Raw genomic sequence first — 13,528 nt, forward strand, 5'->3', positions numbered from 1 at the left:
GTCAGCTGCTGCGTTCGACGAGACGCCCGGCAAAACCGATGAGCGCCTGCTTCACGGAGCCGGCGGGGACCGGCTCGAGGGCGTCGACAGCTTCTCGCGCCCATCTGTGAGCTTCGTCGAGGGTTCTGGTGGTGACGTCGTGCGCGCGAAGTTCGGCGATGGCGACGGCGAATCGCGCGGAGCCCTCACTGTCTGCGTCTTCTTCGATACGACTCACGAGATCCGCCGCAGCCGGATCGGTCTGAGCGAGCTCCTTGAGATAGATCATCGGCAGGGTCGCGACGCCAGCCCTGAGATCGGTGCCCGGCACCTTGCCGGTGTGCTCCGGCTGGGGCGACAGATCGATGACGTCGTCGATCAGCTGGAACGCGATGCCGATCTTCTCGCCGTATTCGCGCACGGCCCCCTGCAGCGTCTCCGGTCCGCCAGAGAAGAGCACACCGGCCTGCGCCGCCGTCGCGATGAGGGACCCGGTTTTGTCTGCGAGCACCTGGATGTAATGGCTCTTCGGGTCTTCGCCGTCCTGCGGGCCGACGGTCTCGTGCAGCTGTCCGAGCACCAGCCGTTCGAAGGTGTCCGCCTGCAGGCGGATGGCCCGTTCGCCGAGGGCGGCCATCAGCTTGCTCGCCCGGGAGAACAACAGGTCCCCCGTCAGGATCGCAACGGAGTTGCCCCACACGGTGTGCGCACTGGGGACCCCTCTTCTGCGGTCTGCGTGGTCCATAACGTCATCGTGATAGAGAGAGGCCAGGTGCGTGATCTCGATCGCCTTCGCTGCAGAGATCACTTCTGACGTGTTTCCGCCGCCGAGCTGTGCCGCGAGCAGCATCAGCATCGGCCGCACCCGTTTTCCGCCTGCCTCGAGCAGGTAACGGCTCGCCGTGTCCGCCACAACGTCTGTGAACGTGAGATCGCTCTCGAGCTCGCTCTCGATGAGGGCGAGACCGTCGTCGATAGAGGCGATCAACCGCTTCATCTGCGGGGTCGCCAGCATCCGTTCGGTCAGTCCCAGCTGGCTCGACAAACTCGTGTCGCGCCGGGCGGTGCTCAGGTTCACCCGTCCAGCCTACCGGGGGTCATGGCCCTGGCCCGATCCGTCAGCAGGCAGAGATCTCAGAACCTGCGGTTGCGCGCGACGAGCGTCGGCGCGACAGCCCTCACCGCTTCGTCGCGCGGTGCAGCGCCACAATGCCTCCGGTGAGGTTGCGGTAGCGCACGTCTGACCAGCCGGTCTCACGCATCCACGCGGCGAGCTCGCGCTGCGCCGGCCACGTCTGGATCGACTCGTTCAGGTACTCGTATGCGGCCGGGTTCGAGCTGGTCACCTTCACCAGGATCGGCATGACGGCGCGCAGGTAGCTGTCATACGCCCATTTGAACAGTCGATTCGGCGGTGTCGAGAACTCGCAGACCACAATGCGGCCACCCGGTTTCGTGACACGAAGCATCTCGGCGAGCGCGTGCTTCGGCTGGTTGACGTTGCGCAGGCCGAACGAGATCGTCACGGCGTCGAAGTGGTCGTCGCCGAACGGGATGTCCGTGGCGTCGGCGAACGAGAACCGCAGGTTGCGAACGCCAGCGTATTTGCGACGGCCGACCTCGAGCATCCCCTCTGAGAAGTCGGTGGCGACGACAGCCGCCCCCGACTTCGCGATCGACGCGCTCGAGGTCCCGGTGCCCGCCGCGAGATCGAGGATGCGTTCGCCCGGTTTGGGGTCGATCGCGCGTGTGGTCGCCACCCGCCAGAGCACGTCGTTGCCGACGCTCAGCACGGTGTTCGTGCGGTCGTAGTGCGTCGACACCTCGTCGAACATGGCCGAGACCTGTGTCGGCTGCTTGTCGAGGTGCGCGCGATTCATGCTCTCGAGTTTACGCGGCGAGAGGGCCGGCCATGCGACGTCGGCCCGGCTTCGGCGGCGTACGCTTGAGGAGTGACATCTTCTGACACGTTGGCGGGGCCTGACGCGCGCACCCTCACCGTCGAGACGACCCGCATCGACGACTCGCGTCGGCTCATTCCCTTCACCGACCCTGAGCATCCGCTCGTCTGGAGCCGAAAAGGCCAGGGCATCGTGGGCATCGGCGAGGCGATCCGCCTCGAGTTCTTCGGCGCGTCACGGTTCCGCGACGCGGTGGCCGCCTGGAAGCAGGTGGTGACTGCGTCGAGCGTGAACGACGAGGTGAGGATGCCAGGCACCGGCCTCGTCGCGTTCGGAGCGTTCACCTTCGCCGATTCGAGCACCCGGTCGAGTGTGCTCATCGTTCCCCGTGTGATCGTCGGCCGTCGCGGTGACACGCATTGGATGACAACGGTCCGCGCGGCGGGTGACGAAGCAGTGCCGCCGGTCACGCCGACCCCCTACGGCGACGAGTACCGCATCACGCTGGTGCCCGGCCATGAGACACCAGAGAGCTACACACGCCACGTGACGGATGCCGTCGACCGGATTCTCGGAGCCAGGCTCAGCAAGGTGGTGCTCGCCCGCGACCTCGTCGGCCATCTGCCCGCCGGCGCGGACCTGCGACGTGTGCTCTTCGAGCTCTCCCTCGGGTACCCGGACTGCTGGACGTACGCGGTCGACGGCCTGGTCGGGTCATCACCAGAGACACTGGTGAGCGTCAACCACGGTGTCGTCGGTGCACGGGTGCTGGCCGGAACGACCTCGCGGGGCAAAGACGCACTCGCCGATCACGACGCCGCCATCGGCCTGGTCACAAGCACCAAAGACCAGGATGAGCACCAGTTCGCCGTGCAGAGTGTGCTCGCGTCGCTTCGTCCGCACACGGCACACCTCACGACGAGCGAAGTCCCGTTCGCGCTCAAGCTGCCGAACCTGTGGCACCTCGCCACCGACGTCGAGGGCACGCTCAGCGACGGGTCGACATCCCTCGACCTCATCGCGGCGCAGCATCCGACGGCCGCCGTCGCCGGCACACCGACGAGCGATGCCATCGCCGTCATCGAAGAGCTCGAACCTTTCGACCGCGGACGCTATGCGGGCCCGGTCGGCTGGGTCGGCGCGGACGGCGACGGCGAATGGGCCATCGCGCTGCGAAGCGCACAGGTCGCCGGCAACGGCGACATCACGGCGCATGCGGGATGCGGGATCGTCGCGGGGTCCGACGCGGCTCGCGAGCTCACCGAGACGCGTATGAAGTTCAGGCCGGTCGTCGAGGCGTTCGGGTAGCACGCGCTACGAGGCGGCCAGGCGCTCCCGCTCGAGGTCGATGTCGAAGTCGGCGGGCGGCCACTGCGGGTCGATGTCACCGAGCACGTCGAGCAGCAGGTGCTGCACGGCGATCCTCGCGTACCACTTGTGGTCGGCCGGAACCACGAACCACGGGGCGTGCTCCCTGTCCGTGCGCTCGAGCGCAAGCTGGTAGGCATCCTGGTACTGATCCCAGAGCAGCCTCTCGTCCACATCGCCCGGGTTGTACTTCCAGTGCTTGTCCGGCCGGTCGAGTCGCTCTGCGAGCCGTTCGCGCTGTTCCTTTTTTCCGACGTGCAGCAACACCTTGACGATGCGCACACCGCGTTCGGCGAGCGACGTCTCGAAATCGACGATCGCGTTGTATCGCCGCTCGATCTCAGCCGGGTCGGCCAGCTGGCGCACCCGGCCGATGAGAACGTCTTCGTAGTGAGAGCGGTCGAACACCCCGATCATCCCGGCGCGGGGCACCTTCTGTTCGACCCGCCAGAGAAAGTCGTGCTCGAGTTCTTCTGCCGTCGGCGCCTTGAACGCGGTCAGCGCAATGCCCTGAGGGTCGACGGCACCGACGACGTGGCGCACGATGCCGCCTTTGCCCGCGGTGTCCATCGCCTGAAGCACCAGCAGCGCCGAGTCGGTCGCGCCGCCCCCGACCGCCGAGGCATACAGCCGCTCCTGCTGCTCCCCCAGCACGTGTGCCTGCGCTTTGAGCTCGTGCTTCGCATCGTTCTTGTCACCCTCGAACCCCGGCGTGCCGCCGGTGTCGATGTCTGCGAGTCGAAAACCCTCACCCACCCGCAGGGTGTCCCACGGATCGAGCTGGAATGCGTCTGAGCTGTAGGCCATGCCCCATTGTCGCGCCACGCGCCCGACGTTTTCATCTCTTCTGGACGTTTTCACGCGGCACGCCGGGTGAAAACGTCCACAAGTGGTGAAATCACGACGGAGGAGCGTCGAGCGCGCAGTGCGGATCGGCTACCGCGGCAGCGGCACCTCGATGAGCACGGGCGCGGTGACCGGCGCGGTGAGCGCCTGGTCGAGCTGGGCTCGTGTGGTCGCGCGGGAGTACTCCCACCCGTACGCGCGCGCAAGCAGTTCGAGGGTGACCGACTGCGGTGTGTAGAGCACCCTGTCGATGTCTTCCGGTGCCGCGGTGCCGGCCACTTCGAGTGCATCGAAAATGGTGCCGCCGTTGTCGTTCCCGACGATCACCTGGATGCGCGGCGTGCGTTCACCCGCCCCGACAAGCAATCCGCCCACATCGTGCAGCATCGCCAGGTCGCCGAGCACAACCCGCGTCACGCCGGCAGAACCGTCGACCTGGCTCGCGGTCGCGATGCCGAGCGCCGTCGACACGGTGCCGTCGATGCCCGCGAGCCCGCGGTTCGAATGGACGGTGATCTTCTTGCCCGGCACGGTGGCATCCGCTTCGCGGATCAGCCGCGAAGCCCCGAACATCAGACGGTCGTGTGGCCAGGTCGCACGCCACACCGCCTGCACGAGCATGGGGCGATCGAGCGGTGCGCGAACCGCGTCGAACTCACTCCTGACGTAGCCGAGCCTGGTCGCCGGATCGTGTGACCGCGCGGCCTCGATGTCTGGGGCGACATCACTCGAGCGTTCCTCGACGAGTGCACGAGACGCGGTGACCCAGGCGCCGAGCCAGGCGCGGTCGACAACTCCCTCTGACACGCTCGCCGACCCGACGATGTGCGCCGCACGTCGCCCGGGGTTGTAGACCTCGGCGCCCGTCGGGGCGACGACGATCACCTCGACGCCCTCACGCTGCAGCAGGGCGGGAACCTCACGGCTCAGCGTCGGGTGCCCGAAGACGATGGCGCGTTGCACACGGCCGCCGAGTTGTTCGTCCGCGATCAGGTCCCGGTATGCGACGATCACGTTGCGCCCGAAACGCGCCCCACTTGAGACTTCGGCGATCAGAGGCCATCCGCCCGCGTGGGCGAGGGACTCGGCGAGTGCCCCTGATCCGTGACCGGCGATGACGAGCGTGCGAGGTTCCCGGTCGAGGAGGATGCCGGCACGCTCGATACGCGCAGCATGTGCCGTCGGTCGGGTCGTCCTGTCGACGGGGTCGATGGCTTCGAGCTCGCCCAGTGGGCTCGAGAGCGGTTCGCGGAACGCCAGGTTGAGGTGAACGGGGCCCGCGCCCGCTTCGCCGATCCCCTGTGCCGCATCGACAGCACTCGCCGCGAGCTCCTCAGCGTCTGCGGTCTCTGACGACCTGCCCGTCGGAGCCGTGACATCCCGGCTGAAGCGCACCGATTCGCCGAAGATGCCCATCTGCCGTGTGGTCTGGTTGGAGCGGATTCCTCTCAGCTCATCTGGCCGGTCCGCGGTCAGCAGAAGCAGGGGCACAGCCGAGTGGTGCGCCTCGAGCACTGCAGCGTGAAGATTGGCGACAGCGGTTCCGCTTGTGACGATCACGACGGCGGGCGCGCCCGTTTCGATCGCGAGCCCCAGGGCGAAGAACCCGGCTGATCGCTCGTCGATCCGCACGTGAACACGCACGGAATCGGCGCGCTCGAGCGCTGCGGCGGCAAGCGCGAGCGCCTGCGAGCGCGATCCGGGGCAGACGACGACCTCGCGCACCCCGCGACGGGCAAGCCCGGTGAGCAGGGCCAACGCATAGACGGTGGCCGGGCTCTGGTTATGCATCCGCGGCGTCACCGCGGTCGTCGCGTTTGCTCGTGTGGTCACCCCTGTCTGGCGCGGCACCGGGGATGCCCGGCCGGCCCGGCGTGCCGGAGCCCTCAGCCGTGTCGTCGCGCTCGGGCGCGGGAGCTGGCGGATCGGGCGTCTGGGCAGGCTCGGCGGTGTCGTCGGACTCGTCGTCGAGAGCCGCGAGCTCTTCTTCGAGCTGGCGGATGCGCTCGTCCTGCTCCGGATCATGCGGGCGGACGGTGCCGAGAAAGTGGGGGTCGTCGTCTGGGGCCAGCCGCTGAGAGACGACACGTCCCGCCTTGCCGCGCCCGATGAAGAACCACAGCAGAAGGCCGACGACGGGGATGACGAGAATCACAACGAGCCAGGCCGGCTTCGACAACCCGCGAACGCGGTCGTTCGCGATCATGGCGCAGTCGATCACCGCATAGACCGTTGCAACGACGACAACGACCGAGATTCCAAGAAGAAGTCGGGCCATACCCACATCGTAGTCCGCGCGGTTGCGCGCTATCTGGGAGTGGTGGTCGGAGCCGAGGCACGCGCACCGCTCTTAGCAATCACCAAGGTTGGCGCAAGCCGGGTCTTGGTGAGCTGGGCGAACATCGTCGACATGAACATACAGAACCCCCTCCGCTTCTTCCGTCCAGACGAGACCGGTGCATCCGGCAACAGCTCTCGCCGTATGCGTCCCGTCATCGGCGCCGTCGCCTGCATCACCCTCGTCGGCATCCTCACCGGGTGCGCCATCGGCGCAGAGACGGCGACATCGTCGACAAGCAGCTCGTCGTCGTCCGAAGACACAACGACGGCAGCGACCGAAGCGTCGAGCGACTCCAACACCGAAGAGGTCACGGCCGCGGCGAAGGCGTTCCTCGCCACTCTGGACGACACCCAGCTCGACGCCGTCTCATACGACTACTCGGATGACGACGCGAAGTCGAACTGGTCGAACCTGCCCGAGGGCTCCGTGCAGCGCAACGGGCTCTCGATCGGCGAGATGACCGACGAACAGCACAACGCTCTCCTCTCGCTCCTGCAGGCGATGCTGAGCGACGACGGCTACCAGCAGGTCCTGGAGATCATGGAGGCCGACGACGTACTCGCCGAATCCGGCGGCGGCGGACTCGGCTGGAGCAGCGACAACTACTACATCGCGTTCTTCGGCGAGCCGTCCACCGCCAGCGCCTACCTCATCCAGTTCGGCGGGCACCATCTCGCGCTCAACATCGACTACTCCGGCGACACCGTCACCATGACCCCCGAGTTCGTCGGCGTCGAGCCGCGGACCTGGACACGCGACGACGGCACCGCTGTGGAACCGCTCGGTGAGATGCAGGATGCCGTGTTCTCGCTTCTCGGAGGCCTCACCGAGGACCAGCTGAGTCAATCGGAGCTCAGTGCGATCTACGACGACGTTGTGATGGGCGCGGGAAACGACGACGAGGCCTACCCGGACGACGGCGGGCTCCTCGTGAGCGAGCTCCCGCAGGAGCAGCAGGATCAGGTCACCGAGGCGATCCGCCAGTGGGTCGGCGATCTCGATGAGGACGTGGCCGAGCAGATCATCGCGGCGTACGTCTCGGAGTACGACCAGACCTCTCTCTCCTGGTCCGGATCGACCGACGCCGACGCCGAGGGCGCCTATTTCCGCATCAGCGGCCCGAGCGTGTGGATCGAGTACGTCAATCAGTCCGGAGTCGGGTTCGACGACGTGCACATCCACACCGTCTACCGCGACAAGACCAGCGACTACGGGACGGTGAGCGAGTGAATCGCTCCCGCTTCGCGACGCTGGCCCTCGGCGGGCTCGCGGCGGGGCTCGCCCTGGTCGGGATCCCGGCCGCCGCCGAGGCGCATCCCTCCGAGACGTCAGCCGTGTTGCTGACCGTGCACGAGAGCGAGGTCGACCTCGCTCTGCAGATCCCGCTCGACCGCTACACGCTCGCCACGGACAGCGACGTGGACGCGACGGAGGACGGCGTCGAGGCGGCTGCGACAGCGATCGAGGAGTACGTCGCCGATCATCTGACGCTCACCGACGAGAACGGCGAGTACAGCGTCGAGGTCGAGACGGTCTCTCTCGGCACGGTCAACGATCTGCCGACGATCCTGGTCGAGGTCGAGGCCGTCCCTGCGGGCGAGTCCGTCGGCGAGGTCGTTCTCGACTACGACGCGGTCTCCGAACGCATCGCGACGCACGACGTGTACGTCTCGGTCGTCAGCGACTTCGCCGGCGGCACCCTTCCAGAGGGTGAACCCGAGTTGCTTGCCGTCCTCACCACAACCGAACACACTGTCGCTCTGGATCGCGGCGACGCCTCGTTCTGGACGGGCGTCGGATCGACTGTTGTGCTGGGGATGCGTCACATCGCCGAGGGCACCGACCACCTGCTCTTCCTGGCCATGCTCCTGCTGCCCGCACCGCTGATCGCCTCCGGCCGCGGCCTTCGGGCTCGCTGGCAGGACCGCAGACAGCTGGCGCCGACGCTCAAACGCGCCGGCCTCATCGTCAGTGCGTTCACAGTCGGTCATTCGCTGACCCTCGCAGCGGTCTCCCTGGGGCTGCTCACGCTCCCGGCGCAACCGATCGAGGTCCTCGTGGCCGTCTCGATAGCGGTCGCGGCCGTGCACGTGATCCGCCCGCTCCTCCCCCGCGGCGAGGTGTGGATCGCCGGATTGTTCGGCCTGGTGCACGGCGCCGCCTTCGCGACGACGATCCTCGAGCTCGACCTCGATGCCGGCACAACGATCGCGGCAGTTCTCGGCTTCAACGTGGGCGTCGAGCTGGCTCAGCTGATCGCGATCGCGATCGTCCTGCCCTTTCTGGTGATGATGAGCCGCTCTCGCGCCTACGCCGGAGTCCGCGTCGCACTGGCCGGCTTCGCCGTCGTGGCCGCCGCGGGCTGGACGGTCGGCGTCGTCACCGGAGGCGATTCGGTATTGCAACCGGTTTTCGACCTCATTGCGTCCCATCCGGTCGTCGCCCTGGCGATCCTGGCGTCGGCGTCGGCCGGCCTGTGGGCGTTCCTGCCCGTGCGGAGCGCTGTCACGGTTCCGGCGGATCCGATCGGGTTCACGCGTCAACGGCGTGAACTCGGGCATAAAGCGAGTTAACTATGACCATGACACTCTCCGGCTCCCGCGCAACGCACCTCACACGCCCGGACGGGACGCCCATTCGCGCGCTCGTGGTCGACGACGAGGCGAATCTGAGCGAGCTGCTGCGCATGGCCCTGCGGAACGAGGGCTGGGACGCGCGCACGGCATCCAACGGACAAGAAGCGCTGAACCTGGTGCGGGAGTTCGAGCCGGATCTCGTTGTGCTCGACATCATGATGCCTCAGCTGGACGGTATGGAGGTCCTGCGGCGGGTGCGTGCCACGGGGAACGATGTTCCGGTGCTCTTCCTGACGGCGAAGGACGCCGTCGACGACCGGATAGCCGGCATCTCGGCCGGTGGCGACGACTACGTCACCAAGCCGTTCAGTCTCGAGGAGGTCGTCGCCCGGCTCCGCGGTATCGCCCGTCGCCACGTCGCCGCCGACACCGACCCGAAGCTTCGAGTGGGCGATCTCGTCCTCGACGAGGAGACCTACGAGGTCGAGCGGGCCGGCGCCTCCGTCACGCTCACCGCGAAGGAGTTCGAGCTCTTGCGCTACCTCATGCAGAACCCGAGGCGAGTGCTCAGCAAAGCTCAGATCCTCGATCATGTCTGGAGTTACGACTTCGGTGGCCGCTCAAGCGTCGTCGAGATCTACATCTCTTACCTGCGCAAGAAGATCGACACCCTCGGCGAGCCGATGATCCACACGGTGCGCGGGGTCGGCTACACCATCAAGCCAGCGTGAGCAGGCCGCGGCGGTGGACGCTGAGACGACAGCTGGTGACCGGCGTCAGCCTGTTGGTCGGGGTGGTGTTCGTCATCACCAGCATCGTCACCGTTCTCGCACTGCGCTCGTCTGTCATGGAACGTCTGGACGAGCAAGTCCTCGACACGCTGAATGTCGCCTTCGACCCGCACGACGGCGCTCCGGACGGCGACGAGCGGGGGCCGCAGCCGCGCATCGGCTCTCTGCAGGTCGTTTTCGACAGTGAGGGATCTGTGCTCAGTTCCGCCTATGTCGCCGACGACGGCACGGAGGTGTCGCTGACCGCCGCTCAGCTCGGCGTCTTGCGAGATCAGCACGTCGAGGAGCGACGCCCGGTGACGGTCGATCTCGGCGGCGACCTCGGCGCTTTTCGCGTCGCATCCGCCTCACGGGGCGGCGACACGGTCATCGCGGGAAACTCGCTCGACGACGTCGCCGCGACAACTGGCGCTCTCGCACTGATCCTGGCCGGCGTGATGGCCGTGGCGTTGCTCGCAGCGATCGTCGGCGCTGTCCTCTTCATCACACGAGCGCTGCGTCCTCTGAAACGTGTCGCGTCGACAGCGGAGCGCGTTGCACAGCGTCCGCTTGCAGCCGGCGAGGTGAGAATGCCAGAACGCGTGGCGGAGGAGGACACCGATCCCGACACCGAGGTGGGCCGCGTCGGGTCGTCGCTCAACACGCTGCTCGGTCATGTTCAGTCGGCGCTGGTGTCCCGCCAGAACAGCGAGGAACAGCTGCGCCGTTTCATCGCAGACGCGAGCCATGAGCTCCGCACGCCGCTCGCCTCCATACGCGGCTACGCCGAGCTCTCCCGCAGAGAGAACGCCCCGATGACGACGACCCAGGAACGATCGCTCGAGCGGATCTCGGCCGAAGCGGTCCGCATGAGCTCTCTCGTCGAGGACCTGCTGCTTCTGGCCCGTCTCGACGCGGGCCAACATCTGCGTCGAGATCCCGTGGACCTGACGATGCTGACCATCGATTCCGTCAGCGATGCCCATGCCGCCGACCCGACTCACGAATGGCTGCTCGACCTCGACGAGCAGATCGAGGTCCCCGGCGATGAGAACCGTCTGCGCCAGGTGGTCGTCAACCTGCTCGCCAATGCGCGGATGCACACGCCGGCTGGCACAACAGTGGTGGCCGAGGTGAGTCACGACGATGACCACGCGGTCCTCCGCGTCGTCGACGACGGTCCGGGAATCCACCCGGACACACAGGAACGGCTGTTTCAACGCTTCGCGCGCGGGGATAGCTCGCGAAACAGGGACGCGGGGAGCACGGGACTCGGGTTGTCCATCTCTCGAGCCATCGTCGAGGCGCATGGAGGCCGGATCACCGCCGAGAGCAGGCCGGGACGAACAGTCTTCACCGTTATGCTGCCGCTGGAAAGGCGCGATGACACAGCTGCTTAGGCCGTCGCCATAAGAGGAGCACCCTCTCGGTGAGCCCGGCTCTGCGGAACACCAGCCCGCAGACCGGCGGAACACCACCGGCCGAAGCGCACAGACTCGCGGCATAAACTGGGCGGGTGAAACGCATTCCCCCCGTCGTCTCTTACACGGTGCTCCGCCTGCTCGCTTTCATCGTGCCGCTCGGGGTGCTGCTCGCGACCGGTTTCAATCCCTACATCGCCGCCCTGACCGCCGCGCTGATCGGGCTGAGCCTGTCGATCCTGGTGCTGCGCCGGCCCCGCGAGGCCATTTCGCGTGACCTGTATGCCGTGAGACACCGCGAGACCCCGCCATCGTCCCCTGATGAAGATGTCGAGGATGCGATCGACATCGCCGGGACGACTGCCCCGGCAGACGATGCACAGCCGAGCGAGCGATCGGCAGAATCACACCACGACGAACGCTGACGCGACACGGCGTATGACGAACACCGAGGCCTTGACCCCCTGAGACCCGGGGCTACTTGAAGAACGCCCAGAGCATCACGATGCCATAGAGCAGCTGCACGAGCCCGGTGAGCTTGAGCGCGAGCACGAACTCCTTCGCCGTGCGCGCCGTGGCGACGATCATGGCGGCCGGAAGAGCGGCGAGCAGGATGAACAGCGACAGCCAGGCGATCGGATAGAACAGCGCGAACCATACAGCGATGCCGAAGGGCACGAGTATAAAAACGATGTAGAGCACACGGGATGCCACGTGGCCGACGAGCACACTGAGCGTGCGTTTTCCGGCGACGCGGTCCTGGGCGACGTCGCGCAGGTTGTTGGTGAGCAGGGTGGCGACCGAGATCAAGCCGACCGCGACGGCCCCGAACCAGGCCTCCTGGTTCACGGTCAGCACCTGCACGAATGTGGTGCCGACCGTTGCGACCAGTCCGAAGAAGACGAAGACGAAGAGCTCGCCGAGCGCGTAGTAGCCGTATGGCCGTTTGCCGCCCGTGTAGAACCACGCGGCCGCAATGGCCGCGGCGCCAACGGCGATCAACCACCACTGCTGGGTCAGAACCGTCAACGCGAGTCCTGCGACAGCGGCGATCCCGAAGAACACGAGGGCGACGACGAGCACCGTTCTCGGTTTCGCCCTGCCGCTTCCCACGAGCCGGAACGGCCCCACGCGGTCACGGTCGGTGCCGCGAATACCGTCTGAGTAGTCGTTGGCGAAGTTCACGCCGATCTGCAGGCTCACCGCCACGGCGAGGCAGAGGAGAGCGCGCACCCAGTGGTAGACCCCCGGATCACTCGCGACCATCGCCGCCCCGGTGCCGACCAGCACCGGCGAGACCGACATCGGCAGTGTGAAGAGACGCGCGCCGGCGATCCAGTCCCTGGCCGTTGCGGGGCGGATGTCGCGATACGGCCGGGCAGCCGGGTTTCCGCTCCTGACCGTGCGCTTGCGGGTTTTGCGCGCTTTTTGCTTCGTCGCCACTCGGCAGCCTCCGTCTGTGTTCATACGCCCGTGCGGGCGCCTGCAGTTCCCGTTGGATTGTACGGCAGATCGCCTCGACCCTGCCGCCTCTGGCGTTTCACGAACACCGGGCAGAGACCTTCAAGAGCGCTCAGAAGATGCTTTACGTTCACCCAAAGCCTGCACAGACCACTTAGCACTCTCCTGGGCCGAGTGCTAATCTGAAGACAAGTTGAGCGACATCCACTCAACTGAGGAACCAGAGTCAGAATCACCCTCGTTCACCCAGAAGGAGCTGATGAACATGGCAATGAATTTCGATCCTTTCCGTGACCTCGACCGTGTCGCCAACGCCCTCTTCGAGGGCCGCGGACCTCGGCTGATGCCCGTGGACCTCTACCGGGACGGCGATCACTACGTGTTGAGCGCCGATCTGCCCGGAATCGACCCCGGCTCGGTCGACATCGATGTGGACGGTCAGCTGCTCACCATTCGCGCGGAGCGCACACTCGCCGCGGGCGACGGCGTGAAGTGGATCTCGCGCGAACGGACGGGCGGCTCGTTCCTGAGGCAGCTCAACCTCGGCCAGGGCGTCGACACCGAGAACATCACGGCCAGCTACACGAACGGTGTGCTCAGCGTGACGATCCCGGTGAGCGAGCAGGCGAAGCCGCGCAAGATCGCCGTCTCGACCGACTCGCCTGAGACCGTCGAGGTGTCAGAGCAGCGCCGCGTAGAGGCTTGATCTCGCACGCATCCGCACGCATCGCCCAGGGGAGTTCGGGGCCGGGGAGAACGCTCCCCGGCCCCGTTCGTGTATAGCGGTTCGCATTCCCGACTGATGCGGGCACCGGCTTGCGGGCAGATGCGGGCACCGGCTTGCGGGCTGATGCGGCCTTCTCGG

Annotated in this window: 13 protein-coding genes; 7 read left to right on the forward strand and 6 right to left on the reverse strand. The window is 66.8% G+C overall.

Translation table 11 applies throughout. The annotated features are described in order from the left end of the window. Position 1 precedes the first annotated feature (1 nt). Together ACYVF5_RS09270 and ACYVF5_RS09275 are read right to left on the reverse strand one after the other, a co-directional pair. Positions 2 to 994, reverse strand: a complete 993-nt coding sequence (locus tag ACYVF5_RS09270) for a polyprenyl synthetase family protein (RefSeq protein ID WP_460945810.1) — start codon at positions 992 to 994, stop codon at positions 2 to 4. 163 nt (positions 995 to 1,157) lie between these two features. Beyond that, complete coding sequence (locus ACYVF5_RS09275) at positions 1,158 to 1,859, reverse strand: demethylmenaquinone methyltransferase (RefSeq protein WP_460945594.1); 702 nt, start codon at positions 1,857 to 1,859, stop codon at positions 1,158 to 1,160. 72 nt (positions 1,860 to 1,931) lie between these two features. Here ACYVF5_RS09275 and ACYVF5_RS09280 point away from each other — a divergent pair, with 72 nt between their 5' ends. Further along, positions 1,932 to 3,188, forward strand: coding sequence for an isochorismate synthase (locus tag ACYVF5_RS09280; protein ID WP_460945596.1), 1,257 nt, complete (start codon positions 1,932 to 1,934; stop codon positions 3,186 to 3,188). Between the two features lie 6 nt (positions 3,189 to 3,194). Here the strand turns inward: ACYVF5_RS09280 and ACYVF5_RS09285 are convergent, their stop codons facing one another. The 3 genes from ACYVF5_RS09285 to ACYVF5_RS09295 form a co-directional block, all read right to left on the reverse strand. Beyond that, positions 3,195 to 4,055, reverse strand: coding sequence for a PPK2 family polyphosphate kinase (locus ACYVF5_RS09285; protein WP_460945812.1), 861 nt, complete (start codon positions 4,053 to 4,055; stop codon positions 3,195 to 3,197). A gap of 129 nt (positions 4,056 to 4,184) precedes the next feature. Next, complete coding sequence (gene menD, locus ACYVF5_RS09290) at positions 4,185 to 5,885, reverse strand: 2-succinyl-5-enolpyruvyl-6-hydroxy-3-cyclohexene-1-carboxylic-acid synthase (protein ID WP_460945814.1); 1,701 nt, start codon at positions 5,883 to 5,885, stop codon at positions 4,185 to 4,187. After that, positions 5,878 to 6,372: a PLDc N-terminal domain-containing protein gene (locus ACYVF5_RS09295; protein ID WP_460945598.1), complete on the reverse strand. Its 495-nt coding sequence runs from the start codon at positions 6,370 to 6,372 to the stop codon at positions 5,878 to 5,880. The genes menD and ACYVF5_RS09295 overlap by 8 nt, the downstream gene beginning before the upstream one ends. A gap of 132 nt (positions 6,373 to 6,504) precedes the next feature. Between ACYVF5_RS09295 and ACYVF5_RS09300 the strand changes: the two genes are divergently transcribed. The 5 genes from ACYVF5_RS09300 to ACYVF5_RS09320 all read left to right on the forward strand — a co-directional run bounded on the left by ACYVF5_RS09300 (position 6,505) and on the right by ACYVF5_RS09320 (position 11,627). Continuing rightward, positions 6,505 to 7,665: a DUF3500 domain-containing protein gene (locus ACYVF5_RS09300; protein ID WP_460945600.1), complete on the forward strand. Its 1,161-nt coding sequence runs from the start codon at positions 6,505 to 6,507 to the stop codon at positions 7,663 to 7,665. Beyond that, entirely contained in the window at positions 7,662 to 9,008 is a 1,347-nt protein-coding gene (locus tag ACYVF5_RS09305) for a HupE/UreJ family protein (protein WP_460945602.1), read from the forward strand. The genes ACYVF5_RS09300 and ACYVF5_RS09305 overlap by 4 nt, the downstream gene beginning before the upstream one ends. 8 nt (positions 9,009 to 9,016) lie before the next feature. After that, positions 9,017 to 9,742 (forward strand): response regulator transcription factor, encoded by a 726-nt coding sequence (locus ACYVF5_RS09310; protein WP_460945816.1) that lies wholly within the window; start codon positions 9,017 to 9,019, stop codon positions 9,740 to 9,742. Then, on the forward strand, positions 9,739 to 11,181 hold the full coding sequence (locus ACYVF5_RS09315) for a sensor histidine kinase (RefSeq protein ID WP_460945604.1): 1,443 nt from the start codon (positions 9,739 to 9,741) through the stop codon (positions 11,179 to 11,181). Before ACYVF5_RS09310 ends, ACYVF5_RS09315 begins: the two co-directional genes overlap by 4 nt. A 116-nt stretch (positions 11,182 to 11,297) precedes the next feature. After that, positions 11,298 to 11,627: a DUF4229 domain-containing protein gene (locus tag ACYVF5_RS09320; protein WP_460945606.1), complete on the forward strand. Its 330-nt coding sequence runs from the start codon at positions 11,298 to 11,300 to the stop codon at positions 11,625 to 11,627. A 52-nt stretch (positions 11,628 to 11,679) separates the two neighbouring features. Here the strand turns inward: ACYVF5_RS09320 and ACYVF5_RS09325 are convergent, their stop codons facing one another. Then, the gene (locus ACYVF5_RS09325) at positions 11,680 to 12,669 is read right to left on the reverse strand and encodes a 1,4-dihydroxy-2-naphthoate polyprenyltransferase (protein WP_460945608.1); all 990 of its coding nucleotides are present in this window, start codon (positions 12,667 to 12,669) and stop codon (positions 11,680 to 11,682) included. A gap of 259 nt (positions 12,670 to 12,928) precedes the next feature. On the opposite strand from ACYVF5_RS09325, the gene ACYVF5_RS09330 reads away from it, so the two are divergent. Next, complete coding sequence (locus tag ACYVF5_RS09330; protein WP_460945610.1) at positions 12,929 to 13,369, forward strand: Hsp20/alpha crystallin family protein; 441 nt, start codon at positions 12,929 to 12,931, stop codon at positions 13,367 to 13,369. The last annotated feature ends 159 nt before the right edge of the window (positions 13,370 to 13,528 follow it).

The sequence above is a fragment of the Okibacterium endophyticum genome, assembly GCF_054780075.1.